This window comes from Namhaeicola litoreus (genome assembly GCF_042679565.1).
Classification (GTDB): Bacteria; Bacteroidota; Bacteroidia; order Flavobacteriales; family Flavobacteriaceae; genus Namhaeicola; species Namhaeicola litoreus.
In genome coordinates, this window is sequence record NZ_JBHTMY010000002.1 from 141,362 (window position 1) to 163,230 (window position 21,869).

Annotated in this window: 15 protein-coding genes and 1 pseudogene; 7 read left to right on the top strand and 9 right to left on the bottom strand. The window is 35.6% G+C overall.

Annotation, left to right across the window (positions count from 1 at the left end; all coding sequences use genetic code 11):
* Window positions 1–12 precede the first annotated feature (12 nt).
* The 4 genes and pseudogenes from ACFQ39_RS02525 (at window position 13) to ACFQ39_RS02540 (ending at window position 5,378) form a co-directional block, all read left to right on the top strand.
* Window positions 13–1,842 (top strand): annotated as a pseudogene (locus ACFQ39_RS02525) (glycoside hydrolase family 2 protein).
* Between the two features lie 106 nt (window positions 1,843–1,948).
* Entirely contained in the window at window positions 1,949–3,262 is a 1,314-nt protein-coding gene (locus ACFQ39_RS02530) for an APC family permease (protein ID WP_377176118.1), read from the top strand.
* 84 nt (window positions 3,263–3,346) lie between these two features.
* A complete protein-coding gene (locus ACFQ39_RS02535; protein ID WP_377176120.1) occupies window positions 3,347–4,894 on the top strand; it encodes a carbon-nitrogen hydrolase family protein in 1,548 nt (515 codons plus the stop codon).
* 4 nt (window positions 4,895–4,898) lie between these two features.
* On the top strand, window positions 4,899–5,378 hold the full coding sequence (locus ACFQ39_RS02540) for an OsmC family protein (RefSeq protein WP_377176121.1): 480 nt from the start codon (window positions 4,899–4,901) through the stop codon (window positions 5,376–5,378).
* On the opposite strand, the gene ACFQ39_RS02545 is transcribed toward ACFQ39_RS02540, so the two are convergent.
* From ACFQ39_RS02545 to ACFQ39_RS02585, 9 genes are all read right to left on the bottom strand, one after another.
* Window positions 5,375–7,717 carry a penicillin acylase family protein gene (locus tag ACFQ39_RS02545; RefSeq protein WP_377176123.1) on the bottom strand — a complete coding sequence of 781 codons (2,343 nt, stop codon included), beginning with the start codon at window positions 7,715–7,717 and terminating at the stop codon, window positions 5,375–5,377. The genes ACFQ39_RS02540 and ACFQ39_RS02545 overlap by 4 nt on opposite strands.
* A gap of 101 nt (window positions 7,718–7,818) precedes the next feature.
* Window positions 7,819–9,591: a cytochrome c oxidase subunit I gene (locus tag ACFQ39_RS02550; RefSeq protein WP_377176126.1), complete on the bottom strand. Its 1,773-nt coding sequence runs from the start codon at window positions 9,589–9,591 to the stop codon at window positions 7,819–7,821.
* Window positions 9,592–9,615: 24 nt separating this feature from the next.
* A complete protein-coding gene (locus ACFQ39_RS02555; RefSeq protein WP_377176128.1) occupies window positions 9,616–10,632 on the bottom strand; it encodes a cytochrome c oxidase subunit II in 1,017 nt (338 codons plus the stop codon).
* A gap of 15 nt (window positions 10,633–10,647) precedes the next feature.
* Window positions 10,648–12,006 (bottom strand): quinol:cytochrome C oxidoreductase, encoded by a 1,359-nt coding sequence (locus ACFQ39_RS02560; RefSeq protein WP_377176130.1) that lies wholly within the window; start codon window positions 12,004–12,006, stop codon window positions 10,648–10,650.
* 24 nt (window positions 12,007–12,030) lie between these two features.
* On the bottom strand, window positions 12,031–12,594 hold the full coding sequence (locus tag ACFQ39_RS02565) for a c-type cytochrome (RefSeq protein WP_377176132.1): 564 nt from the start codon (window positions 12,592–12,594) through the stop codon (window positions 12,031–12,033).
* Between the two features lie 33 nt (window positions 12,595–12,627).
* A complete protein-coding gene (locus ACFQ39_RS02570) occupies window positions 12,628–13,155 on the bottom strand; it encodes a DUF3341 domain-containing protein (RefSeq protein WP_377176134.1) in 528 nt (175 codons plus the stop codon).
* An 18-nt stretch (window positions 13,156–13,173) separates the two neighbouring features.
* The gene (nrfD, locus tag ACFQ39_RS02575; protein WP_377176136.1) at window positions 13,174–14,556 is read right to left on the bottom strand and encodes an NrfD/PsrC family molybdoenzyme membrane anchor subunit; all 1,383 of its coding nucleotides are present in this window, start codon (window positions 14,554–14,556) and stop codon (window positions 13,174–13,176) included.
* Between the two features lie 47 nt (window positions 14,557–14,603).
* Entirely contained in the window at window positions 14,604–17,645 is a 3,042-nt protein-coding gene (locus ACFQ39_RS02580) for a TAT-variant-translocated molybdopterin oxidoreductase (RefSeq protein ID WP_377176138.1), read from the bottom strand.
* Window positions 17,646–17,696: 51 nt separating this feature from the next.
* A complete protein-coding gene (locus tag ACFQ39_RS02585) occupies window positions 17,697–19,199 on the bottom strand; it encodes a c-type cytochrome (RefSeq protein ID WP_377176140.1) in 1,503 nt (500 codons plus the stop codon).
* 231 nt (window positions 19,200–19,430) lie between these two features.
* On the opposite strand from ACFQ39_RS02585, the gene ACFQ39_RS02590 reads away from it, so the two are divergent.
* Genes ACFQ39_RS02590 through queG form a run of 3 tightly spaced genes read left to right on the top strand, consistent with a single transcriptional unit; the run spans window position 19,431 to window position 21,845 of the window.
* Window positions 19,431–19,835, top strand: a complete 405-nt coding sequence (locus tag ACFQ39_RS02590; RefSeq protein ID WP_377176142.1) for an SPOR domain-containing protein — start codon at window positions 19,431–19,433, stop codon at window positions 19,833–19,835.
* 33 nt (window positions 19,836–19,868) lie between these two features.
* Window positions 19,869–20,894 (top strand): Holliday junction branch migration DNA helicase RuvB, encoded by a 1,026-nt coding sequence (ruvB, locus tag ACFQ39_RS02595; protein ID WP_377176144.1) that lies wholly within the window; start codon window positions 19,869–19,871, stop codon window positions 20,892–20,894.
* A gap of 15 nt (window positions 20,895–20,909) precedes the next feature.
* Window positions 20,910–21,845 carry a tRNA epoxyqueuosine(34) reductase QueG gene (gene queG, locus ACFQ39_RS02600; RefSeq protein ID WP_377176146.1) on the top strand — a complete coding sequence of 312 codons (936 nt, stop codon included), beginning with the start codon at window positions 20,910–20,912 and terminating at the stop codon, window positions 21,843–21,845.
* Window positions 21,846–21,869: the final 24 nt, after the last annotated feature.

Here is a 21,869-nt window from a genome sequence, read left to right on the forward strand (position 1 = left end):
TAACCAAATACTATGTTGAAAATTATTCTCTCAAGTATAGCAATCTTTTATGTGCTCTTAGCATTCCCACAAGACAATTTACTCCACAATATTTTTAACCGCAACTCAACTTCACTAAAGGGAGAATGGAATTACATCGTAGATCCATATGAAAACGGGTATTACAATTACAGACTTGAGGCTTTTGATCAACAAAGTAATCCTTCAAGAAGTGCATATTTTACCAATTCTAAACCTATAGACAAAGCAGAATTAATTGAATATGATTTTGACCTTTCTGAAACCATGCAAATTCCTGGGGATTGGAATACGCAAGAAGAGAATCTCTTTTACTACGAGGGTTCTGTTTGGTTTAAGAAATCTTTTAATTACTCCAAAAAAAATTCTGAAAATCGTGTTTTTATATATTTCGGGGCGGTTAATTATCAAGCTGATGTGTACATAAATGGTAATAAACTTGGCCAACACATTGGTGGTTTTACCCCATTTAACTTTGAAATCACAGCCTTCTTAAAAGAAACAGAAAACTTTGTTGTGGTAAAAGTTGATAATAAAAGACTTAAAGAGGGCGTACCCACTTTAAATACCGATTGGTGGAACTATGGCGGAATGACCAGAGATATAAAAATTATTGAAGTCCCTGATAGTTTTATTGACGATTATCTAATCCAACTCGATCCTAAAAATAATAAACTCGTAAAAGGGTTTGTTCAGCTTTCGGGTAAGGATATTAACAAACAAAAAGTACTTATAACAGTTGCGGAACTCAAAATTAAAAAAGAGATCTTCACAGATGAAAATGGTTTAGCAACTTTCGAAATTCCTGTGAAAAAAATTAAATATTGGTCTGATTCAGATCCTTCTTTGTACGATGTAAATATTTCTTTTGACAAGGATAAGATTATAGATAAAATAGGTTTTAGAAGTATAAAGACACAAGGGAAAAACATTTTATTAAATGACAAACCTATTTTTTTAAAAGGTATTTGCATTCATGAAGAAAGTCCATTTACCAAAGGTAGAGGCAATTCTGAAAAAGATGCAAGGCAGTTATTAGGTTGGGCAAAAGAGCTAGGCTGCAACTATGTAAGATTAGCCCATTATCCACACAACGAACATATGGTTAGAATCGCTGATGAATTAGGAATTTTAGTATGAGAAGAAAATCCGGTGTATTGGACCATAGATTGGACGAACCCAGAAACATTAAAAAATGCTAAAAATCAATTGACCGAAGTCATCAATAGAGATAAAAATAGGGCTTCTGTTATCATCTGGTCTATGGCGAATGAAACGGCACAAAGTGCGGAACGATTTTCCTTTTTGACACAGTTGGCCAATCAGGCTAGAAAATTAGATCCAACCAGAATGATAAGTGCAGCTTTAGAACAAAGCCCTTATCAAGGAGATCAAAATATTAGAACCATCGATGATCCTTTTGCCGAAGTTGTTGACATCCTCAGTTTTAACCAATATGTGGGTTGGTATGATGGTACTCCAGAAAAATGTGAAACGATTACTTGGAAAATAGAACAAAATAAGCCTGTTTTGATATCAGAGTTTGGCGCGGGTGCAAAATTCGGCCATCATGGCGATAAGAATGATCGATGGACAGAAGAATATCAGGCCTATCTATATGAGGAAACGCTTAAAATGTTGGATAAAGTAGATCAATTTCGCGGCGTTAGCCCGTGGATTTTGGTTGATTTTAGATCACCTAGAAGACCTTTGCCAAAAATACAAGACGGTTATAACCGCAAAGGCTTGATTTCTGAAAATGGGGAAAAGAAAAAAGCTTTTGCTGTACTTCAGTCTTATTATCACCATAAATCCTTAAAATAAAGGAATATACCCAAGGTAAACATTTAAAACTGTATATTCGATACTTTAAGTTTTAAACAAATTGAAAGGGTTTGCCATTCTCCCTTTTTTTAATTTAAGTTTTTACATGGAAAAAACCTTAAAAAGGGAGATCACCCTTTGGGGCTTAACCGCTAACCTCGTCAATACAATAATCGGAGCAGGAATTTTTGCCTTACCTGCGCTTGTTGCAGAAGGATTGGGATCTGCAAGTATAACTGCTTATTTATTTTGCGGCTTTTTAATATTGCTTGTCATGCTCTGTTTTGCAGAAGTTGGAAGTAAAGTAACATCTTCTGGAGGCGTTTATGGATTTATTGAAGAATCATTTGGTCCTTATTTTGGATTTCTAACGGTAGTTGTTTTTGTCATTTCCTGCATTTCAGCTGATGCTGCAGTTGCCAATGCCGTTTTCAACATTACCGCATCAATTTTTCCAATTTTACAAAATGAAGTTATTAGAATCCTATTTCTTCTTATCATTTTTTTTGGTCTGGCATTCATAAATGTCATAGGCTCTAAGCAAGGAATAGGATTAGTAAAATTTATCACATTGGCTAAAGTTATACCCTTATTTATTCTAATTCTCATCGGGTTTAAAGAAGTGACTTTAGAAAATTTAATTTTTGAACAAGCACCTTCATTATCAGCACTTGGAGAAACCTCTTTGATACTCTTTTTTGCTTTTCAAGGAGTTGAAGCCGCAATTTCGATAAATGGTGAAGTAAAAGATCCTCAAAAAAACATCCCAAGAGCAGTTTTAATTAGTGTTACCTTGATATTGGCTTTTTATATCCTCATTCAGACTATCTCACAAGGAATTTTGGGTGATGAATTGCCGTTATATAAAGACAATACCCTAGGAGAAGTGGCAAATCGAATCATTGGTCCTTTAGGTCTTACACTGCTATCGATTGGCGCTGCAGTATCTATGTTTGGAAACTTAAGCAGTGAAATACTTAGTATCCCAAGGTCTTTATTCAGTGCGGCTAAAGATGGAATCATTCCAATTAAATATTTATCAAGAATTCATCCAAAATTTGCAACTCCTTATACTTCAATTATGACCTATGCCGGTTTAGGTTTTATTTTTGCCATTAGTAGCCATTTTGAACAACTAGCGATTATTTCTGTTTCTGGCGCTCTAATGATCTATTTAGGCGTATCACTAGCTGTAATTAAACTAAGAAGAAATGGAATTAATTATAAAAATTCGTTCACAATTCCTGGAGGACTAATTGTACCCATTCTTTCTTCTCTTACTATTATTTGGTTTCTTTCAAACCTGGCATATTTAGAATTAGTTGTTTTGGGTCTCTTTATAGTTGTCCTCTCCCTCTTCTACTTCCTAATGGTCCATTTAAGAAAAAAACACAATTCAAAAAACAACAAATTAACATAAGGTTTTCTTACTTTAAGAACATTTAGTTTTTTAAATAAAGTGAAAATATTATTGTTATTTTGTGACACTTTACAAATTATAACAATGAAACCATCAGAGATTGAAAATATTGAATTGAGTTATCTGCAATTAGAAGATTACCAAGAGCTCAAGGAGGCGATGATACAGGCTTATAAATCTATGCCAGAAGCCTATTGGCGAGAAAGTCAGATTGAGTCTCTGATTGATAAATTTCCTGAAGGACAAGTAGTTATAAAGATAAATGGCTCAATTGCTGGTTGTGCCCTAGCTATAATTGTCAATTATGATGGTATTTCAGATAAGCATACCTACAAAGAAATAACAGATAATTTTACCTTTAGAACACATACTTACGATGGTGACGTTCTCTATGGAATTGATGTATTCATCATGCCCCAATTTCGCGGACTACGTTTGGGTAGAAGGCTATATGATTATCGAAAAGAATTATGTGAAAAACTTAATTTAAGAGGAATTGCGTTTGGTGGAAGAATTCCGAATTACCATAAATATTCAGACAAACTCTCTCCTAAACAGTATATTGATAAAGTCAAAAGAAAAGAAATTCATGACCCAGTTCTTAACTTTCAGATCTCAAATGATTTTCATCCCTCTAAAATATTAAAATCTTATCTTGAGGGAGACGAAGCTTCTAACGAGTTTGCCGTTTTACTGGAATGGGATAATATTTACTACGAAAAACCCTCTAAAAAAGCTGCTACTAAGAAGAAGGTCGTCCGATTAGGACTCATTCAATGGCAAATGAGACCCTATCAGTCTATGGAGGATCTCATCCAGCAAATTGAATATTTTATTGATGCTGTTGCGGGTTATCGTTCTGATTTTGCCTTATTTCCTGAATTTTTCAATGCTCCACTGATGGCAGAAAACAATCATTTGTCAGAACCTGACGCCATTAGGGAATTGGCCAAACATACCGATACTTTGGTGCAAAAATTTTCTGAACTTTCTATTGCCTACAACATCAATATCATTGCCGGTAGTATGCCTGAAATGATTAACAATAGACTGTATAATGCTGGTTATTTATGCAGAAGAGATGGAACTACAGAACGTTATGAAAAGCTACATGTTACCCCTGATGAAGCAAAAGTTTGGGGTATGGAAGGTGGAAATATCCTAAAAGCATTTGACACGGATTGTGGTAAAATCGGAATTTTGATTTGTTATGACTCCGAATTTCCTGAGTTGAGCAGGTTATTGGCAGACGAGGGCATGGATATTTTATTTGTTCCCTTTTTAACAGACACCCAGAACGGTTATTCTCGTGTGCGTAATTGTTCTCAAGCAAGAGCGATCGAAAATGAATGCTATGTAGCCATTGCAGGTAGTGTAGGAAACTTACCCAATGTACATAATATGGATATTCAGTTTGCCCAATCAATGGTATTCACTCCATGTGATTTTGCATTCCCAACAAATGGAATAAAGGCAGAAGCAACTCCAAATACAGAAATGATCCTTATTGCTGATGTAGATATAGATCTGCTCAGAGAATTACATCAACACGGATCTGTTAGAAATTTACGCGACCGCAGAAAAGATCTTTTTGAATTGACGAAAAAAATTAAACCTAAGCGGAAAATGTAATCGAATGAAGGAACAACAATACAAAATAAGGATTGAATGGTCTGGAAATGTAGGTGAGGGTACTGCTTTCTATAATGCTTATCAAAGAGACTTTAGACTGAGTGCGTATAACAAAGGGCAAGTTATTCTCGGCTCATCTGACCCTGCATTTTTAGGTGATCCAGAACGTTTCAACCCTGAAGAAATGTTAGTCGCTTCCATTTCGAGCTGTCATATGCTTTGGTATTTACACCTCTGTGCAAGTCAAAAAATTGTCGTTACAAGTTACGATGATCATGCCGAGGGATTTATGCAAGAAAAGGAAGACGGTAGCGGTTTTTTCAGTAAAGTTATCCTAAAACCAAAAATCACCCTATTCAATATCGCAGATCAACATAAAGCAGATTTATTACATAAAAAGGCAAATGAAATGTGTTTTATCGCAAACTCTTGTAACTTTGAAATTCTACACGAAGCATCATATTCTGAGAATACTTTATACTAATCCTTTTTAGGATATAGAATTAACACGTCTTTCGCTTGTTTTATTTCTGCCTCATTTAACTTCATTTTTACAAATTCTCCAGCATGATATTTTTCAGCTTGGTCTTTGTAATGTTTGCTAAAAATATTACCACTTTGTCCTGTTGGTATAATGGTCGAACTATTTTCAATATCACTAAAATCAATAATTCGGCGTGTAGAAGGCCCTGCTTTTACTTGGTATTTTCCAATATCATTTAAATAGAAGATTTGATTGTTAAGTACTTCATTCCCTCCATCCGTTTTAAAAGGGCCCACATTAAAAAATGGCCGCAATACTGCAACTTTATCAAAAGCATGTTTATGGGTTACCGATAATGATTGATCCCAGGTCCATTCTTCCAAATTATCACCATATTCTTTTTCTAATTGCTGGATTGTTTTATGAAAAGCATTGGTGAAAATTTCGTCGCGATTTTCCTTATACTCCTTCGTTGAGATATCATCCCACCAAATTGAGTTCAGATTCTTAATCTGCTTTGCAATTTGCCTTTTAAATAAATGTGTATTCAAAAACATTTGAAAATAATCATCTCCCATTTCATCTTTAAAAGTAAGTGAAGCAAAATGATAGAGAAATAGATTATAAATGGAAGGAGCTATACTTTTCTGAGTGTAACTTCCATCCCAATTCTTAAGGATTTCTAGCGCTTTATTTTCATTTTCTGAAAAATTCACCTTCGTTAGATTTCCCAACACTGTTCTGACCAAACCAGGTACAACAGAAGACGTATTATCTAAAATCATTTTTTCGACATCGCTTTTTGAAAAGTCGTTTTTATCACTCAATAACTGAACAATTCTTTTGGCTCTGTCTTCGGGTAAATAATAGCCCGGATAGTAACCATTTTCAATTTCTTCCGGTTGATTATTCGCAGAATAAACATAATTCCATGGTGGATTAATGGCTTGTGGATTTTGATCAAATCCTAAGAGGTTTATTTCACTATTGGAGTAAGCAGGATCTAAAATAAATTTTGTATCTATTTCTTCAGAAAATCTAAAAAGTTTTGCCGCGGCAAACCATGCGATATTATTATTTTTATCACCGTACATCACATTTAGGCCAGGCGCATGTATTTTAGAAACACCACTTTTGAATTCTGACAAAGATTTTGCGTGAGACATTAAATATGTGACGTCGAGTAAATCATTATTTGATTTTGTATATATCCAATCCATAGAAATAGATTTTGTAGAATCTAATCCTTTGAATAGATTATTCATAATTGGCCCCTTCTTCCCAGTTTTTACAATAAATTCAACATCATCTTCACCTTTTACTTTTATGATTTCCTTTCTCTCTAAAAAATCACCACTTTCATAATAGAAATTGAGATCATCATTTTGAAACATGGTCAAGCCATAAGCAAAATCTCTGTTATGCGCCAGCAAAGGGAAAGGTGTTAGTGCTAAATGAAAGCCATACATTTCATAATCGGGAGATTTTATATGCGCCTGATACCATACCGAAGGTTGAGAAAATTCTATATGAGGATCATTGGCTAAAATCACACCTTTTTCTTTTGTTTTTTTTGACCCAATCACCCAACTGTTACTCCCAACAAAAGGTGGAATTGGCAAATTCATTGTCAGCTCATTGATTTGTTTACTAATTGCACCTGCACTTCGCTTTTCAATTCCGTTGGTGTAATTTTTTATCAAAGTTGTACGCGGATCATTGTTCACATCTAAATCTCTTAAATAAAGTGAGCCTAATTTTTCGTGAAGGTCAGTAAGTAGCGGATCAGTCTTGTAAGCTTGCGCAAAACCGAAGCTCATATATCCAAAGACATTATAAATATCAAGAATTGTATAGGTTTCTTTTTCTATCCCCAATAATCTAAATTCAATTGGCGTTTTTCCATGTGTTATAAATTGATTCACTCCATCTAAATATGCCCGAGCGTACTGAAAAGAAATTGAATTTGTATCAATTTTTGCAAGACTCTTTTTTGCAGCTAATTCGATTCCCATCCCGCGAAATAACTTATCGGTTTGGATCATATCTTTACCAAATATTTCAGACAATCTTCCCGGTCCAATTCTTCTCATCAATTCCATTTGCCAAAGACGATCTTGCGCGTGTAAATAGCCAAGTGCTAAATACGCATCAGCTGTATTGTTTGCATAGATATGAGGTACCCCTACTTCATCGAAATAAACAGAAACTGAATCTCTTAACTTTTCTAAGTCCAGTTTACCCGAATAAATGGGCTTATTATTTCTCACAAAAAACCAAGCTAATATCCCTAAAATAAAGATAATTACTATTAATACTCTAATTATTCTTTTGATCATATAACCTTTGTTTTGTCAGTAGAAAAACGAATAGTCTAAGATAGTCCGAAATAAAAAAAGTCCCAAAAAATATGGGACTTTTAACTATGAAATAAAGGTTACTAAAATTCTTCTTCACCATTCCTAATTGGAATTATTTGAGGAGTAAAATCCTTTCCTTCCCATAAATCACCATTTTCATCCGTCTTACTGTAATCATAAGCCCATCTATGTACTTCAGGAATTTCTCCCGGCCAATTCCCATGGATATGCTCTACAGGAGTTGTCCATTCAAGTGTATTACCTTTCCATGGATTTGCTGGTGCTTTTTGACCTCTTTTGATACTAATAAAGAAATTAGCTAAGAAAATCAATTGCGCCGCCCCACCAATTAAGGCAAAAACTGTCATTACTTTATTGATATGCAATAAATCGTCGAAAATCGGGAAAGCAGTATTACTATAATATCTTCTTGGCAGACCAGCCAAACCTAAAAAGTGCATTGGGAAAAATACACCATAGGCAGAAATAGCCGTTAACCAAAAGTGCAGATAACCCATGTGTTTGTTCATCATTTTTCCATACATTTTTGGAAACCAATGATAAACTCCGGCAAACATTCCAAAAAGTGCAGAAATACCCATCACCAAATGGAAGTGTGCAACAACAAACATTGTATCGTGTACATTAATATCCAAAGCACTGTCTCCTAGAATTAATCCTGTTAATCCACCCGTGATAAAGGTTGAAACCATTCCGATAGAAAACAGCATAGCAGGGTTCAACTGCAAATTACCCTTCCAAAGAGTTGTGATATAATTAAATGCTTTAACAGCAGATGGAATTGCTATAAGAAGCGTTGTGAAAGTAAACACAGATCCCAAAAATGGATTCATTCCCGTTACGAACATATGGTGACCCCATACGATGGTAGATAAAAATGCAATGGCTATAATAGACCCAATCATAGCGCGATAGCCAAAAATTGGTTTTCTAGCATTCGTTGATATTACTTCAGATGTAATCCCAAGTGCTGGTAATAAGATAATATATACTTCTGGGTGCCCAAGGAACCAAAATAAGTGTTCAAACAAAATGGGTGAACCACCTTGGTAATGTAAAACCTCCCCTTGAATAAAGATATCTGAAAGGTAAAATGATGTGCCAAAGCTTCTATCAAAAATAAGTAAAAGTGCAGCAGATAATAAAACCGGGAAAGAAATTACACCAATTATCGCTGTGATAAAAAATGCCCAAATTGTCAAAGGCAAACGAGTCATTTTCATCCCTTTGGTTCTCAGATTCAATACCGTTACAATATAATTTAATGAACCCATTAAAGAGGAAGCAATAAAGATGGCCATAGAGACCAACCAAAGTGTCATTCCTAAACCAGAACCAGACATTGCTTGAGGCAATGCACTGAGAGGAGGATAAACCGTCCATCCTGCCGCTGCCATTCCTGTATGCACAAAAATTGATGCAAACATGATGATACTTGATAAGAAGAATAACCAATAGGAAATCATATTCAAGAATCCAGAGGCCATATCGCGCGCACCAATCTGCAAGGGAATAAGTAAATTACTAAAAGTACCACTTAAACCGGCTGTAAGTACAAAAAATACCATGATTGTACCGTGAATTGTTACAAGCCCTAAGTACATATCCGGTGTCATTTGACCTCCTTCACCACCTTTTCCTAAAAAGGCTTCTATAATTGTAAATTTCTGCTCAGGATAAGCCAATTGCAATCTGAACAAAAGCGACATAAATACACCAACAACTCCCATAAACATACCTGTTACAAGGTATTGTTTAGCAATCATTTTATGATCTTGGCTAAATATGTATTTAGTTACAAAAGTTTCTTTATGATGATGATTCTCTGACATTATTGAATTAGTTTATGCTGTTAATTAATTGATTAATTGAGCGATGGTCTTTTGTTGTCCTAACCAAGCGTTAAATTCCGCTTCTTCTACTACAACAATCTTCATTTGCATGTTATAATGAGAAGATCCACAAATTTTATTACACAATAACAAGTAGTCAAATTCTACAGGTTCTTTACCTTCTGCTTCGCGAATTCTATTAATTTCTTCAAATTTTGCAATAGTCGCTTCATTTTGTCTCATTTCTACAGTTGTTACCGCAGGAGTAAACCCAAAAGAGGTAACCATACCCGGCACACAGTTCATTTGCGCTCTAAAATGGGGCATATAGGCAGAATGTAATACATCTTGTGATCTGAATTTAAATACGACCTTTCTACCTTTTGGTAAGTGTAATTCTCTTACCGGAACATCATCTGCAGCGTTTTTATCGGTCATATCAATACCCATTGTATTAATACCTTCTATAAACCTGACATTTGCCATACCCAATTCATTATCGGCTCCTCCATATCTGGCTTCCCAATTAAATTGCTTGGCATAAAGTTCAATAACCAAGGGGTTTTCAGCATCAGAAGTGTCCATAACGCTATTCCATGTCCATAATCCATAAAGAATCAAGCCTGTTAGTACCACCGCAGGAGTTACTGTCCACCATAATTCTAGTTTATGGCTATCAGCATAAAACTTGGCTTTTGTTCCTTTTAGACCTCTATATTTAAAGGTGAAGTAATAGATCAAAAATTGAGTGACAAATTGAACAAAGATGATCATTGTCATCGTAATTACGAATAGATTATCTATATGCTCTCCTTCTAAAGATCCTGATTCACGCGGGAGTAGTACAACCTGACCCTTATACATAGAATAAATCATCAAACCATATATAAATCCGCCCAAACCGAGCATTAGCCATCCATTGATGTTGTTTTCATCTTCGGTTGCCACCTGGTCTTTTTTCATCAATCCCAGGATTTTGAAGATTTGCCAAACAGCAGTAGCAATGACAATAAAAAGTAATATAAAAAATAGTGCTTTCATCTAAAATATAATGATTTAGTGATTTTCTGAATGATCGATAAACGGATAGTGATAAATTTCACTTTCTTTCATGAACGGATTTCCTTTGGCGTGTAATGGTGCTTTTGTCATCGCCGTGAAAATCACAAAAATAAACAAACCTGTGAAAAACGCAAGAGATCCCAACTCAACAATACCAAAATGCCAAGAATCTCCAACGGTTGCAGGAGAAATTAATTGGAATACATCCAAGTAATGACCAGCAAGAATAATCATACCGGCTGCAATGACAAACCAAGGTGTCTTTTTAAAGTCCTTGTTCATTAATATAAGAATAGGAAACACAAAATTCATGACCAACATACCGATAAATATAATTTGATAAGTACCTATTAATCTAGGATAGAAATACGCAGATTCTTCAGGAATATTAGCGTACCACTGCAACATGAATTGGTCGTAGAAAAAGTATGTCCAAAAAATACTAAATCCAAACATAAATTTTGCCAAATCGTGTAAATGGCTATCGTTTACAAAAGGTAAAAATCCTCGGCTTCTCATATATATTGTAACCATTGCAATTACTGTAATTCCTGAAACGAACATACTGGCAAATACATAGAAAGAATACAATTGGCTGTACCAATGTGGATCTAATGACATCAACCAATCAAAACTCATAAACAGCTCTAAAATTCCAAAAATCACAATAAAGGCAACTGCCAAACTGAAATTCTTTTTGTAGATTTTTATATCTCCTGATTGATCGAGAGCGATAGAGTTTTTCCTCAATAAAAATCTAAATATGTTGTATACTGCCAAATAAATAGCACTTCTAATTAACCAACCTGGCACATTTAACCACCACACTTTTTCTTGAATAATTACATCGTGTTGAGCATCTTCTCCCATCCAAACATAAAGATGATTCCAATGCATACCAGCTGCCAATAAAAATAAAAACAAAAGAATTGATCCTGGCAAAATATAAGCCGTTATGGCCTCCATCACTCTAAACAGTACGATAGACCAACCCGCCTGAGCCGCCCACTGAATTGAATAAAACACCAAAACACAAACTGAAATCATTAGAAAAAAGAAGGCTGATATAAAAAAAGCGGTCCAAGGTCTATTTTGAGCTTGGTGTAATAAATGTTCCAAATGTGATTTTTCATGGTCTTCTGCGCCAACACTGTGTTCACTGTGTGAAGAAGCCTCATCACGGTTTTCAACTACAGCATGCTCAGCAGCTCCATGCTCATCTTCATGATTTATCATAGCCTGGACATCTTCAGTTGTTTTAGGTGCGCTAAAAAAACCATAGCCCATACCTAAAGCACCTAAAATTATTAAGACGATAGAAAACGTTTTTAGTTTGCTTGAAAATGTATACATCTTACTTTTATTTCTTGTTAATCGTTAATTGCTTATTAAGTCTGATCTAAGTTTTTCAACATATTGAACAACTTGCCATCGCTCTGTATCATTGAGCTGTGACGAGTGTGACCCCATTAAATTCCTACCATGCATGATGACATGATAAATAGAACCATCCGTGATATCTCTGTCTTTATAATTTGGTACACCCAAAAATTTCTCATTCTTAACTAAAGCCCCTTGTCCATCTCCCTTGTCCCCATGACAAACAGCACAGTAAATCCCATATAAGTATTTCCCTTGATCGAGGTTTTTTTCATTTAGCTCCAAAGGAGAATTAATTGAATCTTTAGCAAATAAGTATCCCTCTTCTGAATTGGGAACGTCATATATTGCTCTTGACCTAGATACCGTTCCTTCAACCGGAGTCAATGCAACAAACCCTTCTGGAAAAGCTTCAGGTTGTGAGTATGTGTCGTAAGGAACAGAATTATACATATCTGTATCACCCATATACTGTACTTTTCTTGTTGTTTTTGTCTCATTACAAGAAACGATCATCATGGTTGAGAAAAGTATTAGGGTTATTTTTGAAACTATCTTCATTATTAATTTTTTTGAAATAATTTTCAACTATTCTTATTCGTGTTTATCTTCCACTTTAATTTCTATAGCTCCTGTCGCTTTTAAGAAAGAAGTTAATTCATCTTCATTTCCATGTAAAGCAACTTCCATCACAAATTTATCATCTGTTGTTCTTGGATCAGGGTTAGAAGCTTTCTGAAATGGCCAAATTTTACTTCTCATGTAAAAGGTAATCACCATCAAATGCGCAGCAAAGAAAACTGTCATCTCAAACATAATAGGTACAAAGGCTGGCATATTCTCATAGAAAGTAAAGCTTGGTTTACCACCGATATTCTGTGGCCAATCTTGAATCATCATGTAATCCAACATCCAAACCGCGAAACTCAAACCAACTAATCCATAGATGAATGCTGTAATTGCAATTCTTGTATTTTCTAGTCCCATAGCCCTATCCAGTCCATGTACAGGAAATGGGGTATAAACTTCTTCTATATGATGATGAGCAGCTCTTGTTTCTTTCACTGCCTTGATGAGGACATCATCATCGTCGTACATCGCTTGTATTACTTTATTACTCATATTAAGTAAGCTTAAATATTAATGGTGATGTTTTTTGTAATTTTCTCCGGATGATTTCAAAATTGATTTCACCTCCGCTTGCGCAACTACAGGGAATGTTCTTGCGTATAACAAAAATAAGACGAAGAAAAATCCAATTGTACCTACGTAAATTCCAATATCGACAAAAGTAGGTTCAAACATCGTCCAAGATGATGGCAGATGTCCTCTACTCAAGTTAATTACAATAATGTCAAATCTTTCAAACCACATCCCAATATTGATGATAATCGACATGATAAAAGATACCGTATAACTTGTTCTTAATTTTTTAAACCATAACAGCTGAGGAAAAACTCCATTACAGAGAATTAATGCCCAAAACGCCCACCAGTAAGGTCCCGTTGCGGCTCCTATAGATAAATAAGTAAAATCTTCATATAAACTACCTGAATACCATCCAACAAAAAATTCCGATAAATAGGCTACCATTACAATGCCTCCTGTTACCAAAATAACTTTGTTCATGTTTTCGATATGAACTCTTGTAATGTAAGCCTCAAGATTAGATACTTTACGCATCACAATCAATAAGGTCTGCACCATAGCAAAACCTGAGAATACAGCTCCAGCAACAAAATAAGGAGGATATACAGTACTATGCCATCCTGGAATAACAGACGTAGCAAAGTCAAATGATACAATGGTGTGCACGGATAATACAAGTGGTGTTGCTAGTCCGGCCAAAACAAGAGAAACTTCTTCAAATCTTTGCCAATCTTTTGCTCTACCCGTCCATCCGAAACTCAACAAACTGTATATTTTCTTTTGGAAAGGTTTTGTTGCACGGTCTCTGATCATTGCAAAATCTGGAAGTAAACCTGTATACCAGAATACCAATGAAACCGACAAGTAAGTCGAAATCGCAAAAACGTCCCACAAAAGTGGCGAGTTAAAATTCGTCCAAAGTGAACCAAATTGGTTCGGAATTGGCATTACCCAATACCCATTCCAAATTCTACCCATGTGAATTAACGGGAATAGTCCGGCTTGAACAACAGCGAAAATTGTCATTGCCTCAGCAGAGCGGTTAATACCCATTCTCCATTTTTGTCTGAATAATAAGAGTACGGCAGAAATAAGGGTTCCGGCATGTCCAATACCTACCCACCAAACAAAGTTGGTGATATCCCAAGCCCAGTTAATTCTGTTATTCAATCCCCAAACTCCAATTCCAGTTCCGATGGTGTAAATAATTGCACCAACGCCCCATAGAAAACAGATCAGTGCTAAAGTGAAAACTCCCCACCACCATTTGTTTGCCTTACCTTCGATGGGTGCAGCAATGTCATTGGATATATCGTGATAAGTCTTATCCCCTAAAATTAATGGTTCTCTAATCGGTGCTTCGTAATGAGCCATAGTCTTATCTATAATTTATTAATGATATGATAAACAAACAATATTGCTTATGCTTCTGATTTATTCTTAACTTTTAATTGATAGAAAACATTCGGTTTTGTCCCAACAAAATCGAGTAATTTAAAACTTCTATCATCTTTTGACATTTTTGTCACTTCGCTTTCGCTATTATTGATATCGCCAAAAACAATAGAACCTGTCGGACATGCACTAGAACAAGCGGTTGTAAATTCATTAGCCGCCAAAGCTCTACCTTGTTTTTTTGCTTCTAAAATAGTGGCTTGTGTCATTTGGATACACATAGAACATTTTTCCATGACACCTCTTGACCGAACAGTAACATCAGGATTCAATACCATTCTTCCTAAGTCATTGTTCATGTTGTAATCAAATTCAGCGTTATCAAAATACTTGAACCAATTAAATCTTCTTACTTTATACGGACAGTTGTTGGCACAATATCTGGTTCCCACACAACGGTTGTAAGCCATTTGGTTTTGACCTTGCTTACCATGAGAGGTTGCCGCTACCGGACAAACTGTCTCGCAAGGAGCGTGATTACAATGCTGACACATTACCGGTTGGAAACTTACTTCAGGTGCATCTGAAGGATGTGTCATTGCTTCAAAGAAATCTCCAGTACCAAAAATACCTTCTTCTTTTCCTTTCTCATTGCTCATGTCACTAGAGTAATACCTATCAATACGCAACCAGTGCATATCTCTACTTACTCGTATCTCATGTTTTCCTACAACAGGTACATTATTTTCTGCATGACAAGCAACTACACAAGCTGCACAGCCAGTACATGTTGCCAAATCGATAGACATATTAAACTTTACACCCCAAGAATCATCAAAAGTCTCCCATAAGTCAACTTTATCTTGAGTCACTTCTTGGTGATCTAATGAAAAAACAGGGGCACTATTCCACTCTTTCTTAGGCTTTGTAGTGAAATCTACCAAAGTTGTTTCCTTTGTAATTTCACCTTCTCTACCCATGATGGTATGTTGCAACTGTACACAAGCAAATTTATGCTCGCCAGCTGTTTTTTCTATGCTTACATTTTTAAATAACCCACTACTTAAAGGATATGCATTGATTCCAACACTCATCTCCTTCTGTAGATGAGATCTTCCATAACCAAGTGCTATTGATACCGACCCTGGTGCTTGTCCTGGCTGAATGTAAACTGGCACGTTTGAAAGGGTTACCCCATCTGCCGTAATATTTACCATATCACCGTTTAGCGCACCATTGTCAACAGTTCTATTTTCTAATCCAAGAGCTTCTGCATCAATTCTAGAAATCAATAAATAATTATCCCAGGAAGTTCTAGTAATTGGGTCAGGTAATTCCTGTAACCATGGGTTGTTTGCTTGGGCTCCATCTCCTAAACTGATTTTTGGATAGACGGTCAATTCCATTTCTCCTGACTTCAATTTGCCCAACTCACTACCTATAGCATTCAAATCAATAGGATTAACAACTTGTTCTGTTATTTCTTGAGTAACTGAAAAAGAACCTTTCTGTAAAACTTTATTAAAAGAAGCTCCACCTAAAATATCGGATTGCCAATTGTTTTTGATATAACTGTGGAAATCAGAAGAACTTCCTACCCACTTCAACAAAGAATCTTCGAATTGACGTGTGTTAAAGAGCGGATGAATTGTGGGTTGCATCAAAGAAAATTGTCCTATTTGCAACATCGCATCACCCCAAGATTCTAAGTAATGTGGCGTAGGTAATACATATTGGGAAACCGAAGTAGTCTCTGTTTCATCCATTGAAAAAGCAACAGAAAATTTTGCTTTTTTAACTGCCTCGATAAATTCAGCACCGTTAGGTAAGGTGTATGCCGGATTAACATTCACCATCATCAATCCTCCAATAGAACCACCCTTCAAATCTTGAATAAGCTGTTGAACCTGCTTCGAATTACCTTTTCTTGTATATCTAAGATTTTGAACATCAATTACAGCACTTTGTAAGGCTTGATTAATAGCTAAGGTTAATAATTGTGCATTTTTATCATTTATCCCACAGACCACAATAGCATTGCTGCCAGCTGATTTCAACTTAGCAGCGACTTGCTGAATTCCTGTGTTTAAAGGTGACATTTCTCTTGTAGAAATTCCAGAAACTATAGCCTGATACAATTTGATCAACGCATTAACCTGCTCAGAGGGTTTCACCATGATCCTTTTATCGGCATTTCCACCGGTTAAAGTCATATTTGATTCTATCTGAACATGGTAAGACATTTTCCCATTTTTGGGAACTCTGCCTTTTGCATAACTCGAAGAAAATCCTCCTCCTTGCCAATCGCCAAGAAAATCTGCTCCAATGGATAGAATTACCTCAGCCTTAGAAAAATCATAATCAGGTAAAGCTCTTGTGCCATACATTTCTTGCATGGCATCCAAAATACCATCTTCCGAAATACTATCGTACATCACATGTTCAACATTTCCGAACTGTTCCTTAAACTGATTTATTAATTTTAAAGTTGACGGACTTACAACCGTTCCTGAAAGTATTGCTATTTTTTCTCCGCTATTCTTAATTTCAGAAAGTTTTGAAGACATGTCTTCATCCACTTTCGTCCAGGTTACTTCTTCTCCATTGATTCTTGGAGCCTTTAACCTATTGCTATCGTATAACGACAAAACTGATGCCTGAACCCTTGCATTTGTTGCATGGTGTTTTGCATCCTTATTAGGTTCAATTTTTATTGGCCTTCCATCGCGAACCTTTACTAAAACATTGGCAAAATCAAATCCATCAGCCATGGTCGTCGCATAATAATCTGCTACTCCAGGTACAATGTCATCTGGTTTTACTACATAGGGAATTGATTTTGTTACCGGACCTTCACAAGCAGCAAGCGATGCGACGGCCGTAGAAAAACCAACATATTTCAAAAAATCTCTTCTACTCGTTGATGAGCTCTCTAAGGACGCTTTATCACCAAGAAATTGATCTGTTGGAATATCTTGTACAAACTCATTTTGTTTTAGCTTTTCAACAATCAAGCTACCTTCATTTAGCTCTTCAACACTTTTCCAGTATTTCTTGTTTGATGCCATATTTATATCTTGTCGTTTATTCGTTATTATGAAATTGTAAAAATGAGCTTCTTAGTAATGGCATTTGCCACACTCTTTTCCTCCTAATTGACCAATGGTCACTTTTTCTACATTATATTTTTTTGCTAATTCGTCATGAATCTTAGCGTAATATGCATTGTCTTTTAAATTCACATTGGTTTCTTTATGACAGTCAATACACCATCCCATAGTTAAGGGTGAAAACTGATACATATCATCCATTGTTTCAACCGGGCCATGACATTTCTGACAATTTACTCCGGCAACAGTCACGTGTTGCGAGTGGTTGAAATAGACAAAGTCAGGCAAATTGTGAATTCTAACCCATTCGATAGGTTTTTGTTGATAACCTTCCTTATAAGCAAGTTTTTCAGAATCCCATCCAATGGCATCATAAATCTTTTGAATCTCACCGTCATAAAAAGCTTTTTCTTTTTCATCAGCGACGGGGCCATTATATTCTGAAATACTTTTATGACAGTTCATACACACATTCACAGAAGGAATTCCTGAATGCTTGCTATGCTTTGCTGAGGAGTGACAATATTGACAGTCTATTTTATTATCTCCGGCGTGGATCTTATGCGAAAACGCAATAGGTTGAATAGGTTGATAACCTTGATCTACACCAACTTCAAATAAAGTTCCGAAAAGCACATAGGCGAAGACCAATAACAATAAAATTGTTGAAGTAATCTTTAAGAAACCATTGTTACTTTTTAAGAACACCCATACAACAAAAAGCAGCAGTGCAACCACTACTACATAGCTCATCCAGCTTGTATTAACTTTTGGCGTTGCAACATTCACATCTGCCGTTTCTGCAGTAGCCACCGGCTTCATATCACCAGCGGTTGTATAAGCAATGATCGCATCAATATCTTCATCAGATAATTGAGGGAAAGCCGTCATTGGCATTCCGTTATATTCATTAAAAATATCGATCGCATCCTGATCACCACTAGCTCTTAACGCAGCATTGTCCTTAATCCAAGCTTTTAACCATTCATTTGACCTTCTATCTGCAATATTTCCGAGTGCCGGACCAATTAATTTTTTATCTAATTTATGACAAGCTGCACAATTTGCTTGAAAAAGAGTTTTCCCTAACTGAACTTTTGGATCGACCTCCGCAACAACAGCAGTAGCTGCCGCAGGTTCTGATTTTCCATCAGTATAGGCTATGATATCATTGATATCCTGCTCAGATAATTGCGGAAATGCCGTCATAGGCATTCCATTATATTCATTAAAAATATCAATCGCATCTTGATCGCCACTAGCTCTCAGGGCTGCATTATCTTTAATCCAAGCTTGTAACCATTCATTACTTCTTCGATCTCCCATTTTTCCTAATGCCGGACCAATCAATTTTTTGTCTAGCTTGTGACAAGCAGCACAATTTGCATTAAAAAGTTTCTTGCCATTATCGGCATTTCCATCTTGGGCTACTGCCGCAAGAGAAAAGAGAAACAAAAAGGAAAACCCTAGAATAAATCTTTTAAATATGCCTTCTCGCATTACAACTTTCATATAAGTTATTTAAGATTAATCAATTGACCATTTTAAAAACCGAAAATTTGTCAAAATTAAGATAATTTTATCATAATTTCCGACCTCTTTAAAGGATGTTGCAAAAATACATTTTCTACTTTATAGACAAAGTTTAATTTTATTTGACTAATTAATTTATACTCATTCTAAATAGCAAATTAAAATATCAAGTTTTAAAACAATATTTTAGATTTGCAGAAAAACATAAATATGACTTTGAAAGGTCTTTTTCTACTATTTTTCTTAAACTTTACAACTGTAATTTTTGCGCAGTATACAACGGGTAGTGTAAAAGTGAACACCCAAACCGGCATTGAAAAAATTGTCAATGCTAAAATAGCCTACAATAAATCTGTCAAAACAGTAAAAGGATACAAAATTCAATTGTTCTATGGAAGTGAAAAAGGAGCTTATGATTCTAAAGAGAAATTCGAAAAGTTGTTTCCTGAAATTCCGGCTAAATTAACTTTCAGTACACCAGATTGGAAAATACAAGTTGGAAATTATTTCACAAAATTGCAAGCGGATAAAGATTTAGAAAATATAAAACTTGATTTCCCTGGAGCTATTGTATTAGCTACAGACATAGATATTCCTGAAAACAATAAAAAGTAGTACTTTCAATAGTTTAACTCTTAAATTTGCTTTATGAATGAACATCTTGATGCCTCGAAAAAGCAATTTAGTGGTGATGAATTCGATATTGAAAGAAAATTACGCCCCATTACTTTTGACGATTTTACTGGACAGGATCAGGCCTTAGAGAATTTAAGAGTATTTGTTAAAGCGGCTAATTTAAGATCCGAAGCATTAGATCACACACTTTTTCATGGCCCTCCCGGATTAGGAAAAACAACTCTAGCGCATATTCTGGCAAACGAACTCAATACAAATATAAAAGTAACTTCAGGCCCAGTATTAGACAAACCTGGTGATTTAGCAGGACTATTGACGAACCTAGGAGAAAGAGATGTGCTTTTTATAGATGAAATTCACAGACTAAGCCCGGTAATTGAGGAATATCTCTATTCTGCGATGGAGGATTATAAAATCGATATTATGATCGAATCAGGGCCTAACGCAAGAACGGTGCAGATCAACTTAGAACCATTTACATTAATCGGCGCGACGACAAGATCTGGTTTACTTACAGCTCCAATGCGAGCCAGGTTTGGCATTAGTACCCGACTTCAGTATTACACTTCTGAATTACTTACAGATATCGTTCAGCGAAGTGCACATATTTTAGAAGTACCCATCTCAATGGAAGCCGCCATAGAAATTGCAGGACGAAGCAGAGGGACACCAAGAATTGCAAATGCATTATTGAGAAGAGTTCGAGATTTTGCACAGATCAAAGGGGATGGTAAAATTAATATTACGATTGCCAAATTTGCTTTGAATGCACTTTTAGTCGACACTCACGGTCTCGATGAAATGGACAATAAAATTCTTTCTACCATAATTGATAAATTTAAAGGAGGACCTGTAGGTATTAGTACCTTGGCCACAGCAGTAGGTGAAAATGCAGAAACAATCGAAGAAGTATATGAACCTTTTTTGATTCAGGAAGGATTTATTCTGAGAACTCCTCGAGGTAGAGAAGTAACAGAATTGGCATATAAGCATCTCGGAAAAACAAGAAAAGGAAATCAATCCGACCTTTTTTCTTAAGCTTATCGTTTTGTAATGAATCCTCTAAAAAAAAGAGAAATTACCCTGTCACTTAAACAAGAGGCCAAAAAGCTGGGCTTTGATTTCTGTGGTGTAGCCAAGTCAGAATTTCTAAAAAGTGAAGAGTCTCATCTCGAAAATTGGTTGAAAAATGGTTTTCACGGTGAAATGACCTATATGGAAAATCATTTTGACCTGAGATTAGACCCCGGAAAATTGGTAGAAAATGCCAAATCGGTTGTTTCTTTGACCTACAATTATTTTACTGAGAAGGAAATGCAGGCAGATTCTTTTCAGATCTCTAAATATGCCTTTGGTGAAGATTATCACCATATTATAAAGGAAAAGCTATTTAGGCTAATCAATTTTCTCAAACAGGATTTAGGCCACATCAATATTCGTGCTTTTGTCGATTCTGCGCCCATTTTGGAAAGAGTTTGGGCTGAAAAGGCAGGACTGGGATGGATAGGAAAGAACACTTTATTAATCAATAAAAACAGAGGCTCTTTTTATTTTTTAGCTGAATTAGTTTTAGACGTTGAGCTTGAATATGACCCACCATTTAAAACCGATCATTGCGGTACTTGCACAAAATGTATAGATGCCTGTCCTACTGAAGCTATTTTGCCCGGAAAAGTTTTGGACGGAAGTAAATGTATTTCTTATTTCACCATAGAATTAAAGGAAGAAATCCCAACTTCAATGAAGGGAAAATTAAACGATTGGATTTTTGGTTGCGATATCTGCCAAGATGTTTGTCCGTGGAATCGTTTCTCAAAACCCCATCGTGAAATGGCATTTCAACCACATCCTGATTTACTGGAGATGACAAAAAAGGATTGGATAGAATTGGAGGAAACAACATTTCAAAAAGTCTTTAAGAAATCCGCCGTAAAGCGTACTAAATTTAACGGTCTCAAGCGCAATATTGATTTTGTTCAAAATCAATAGAATCAATTCAAAAATCAATATTTT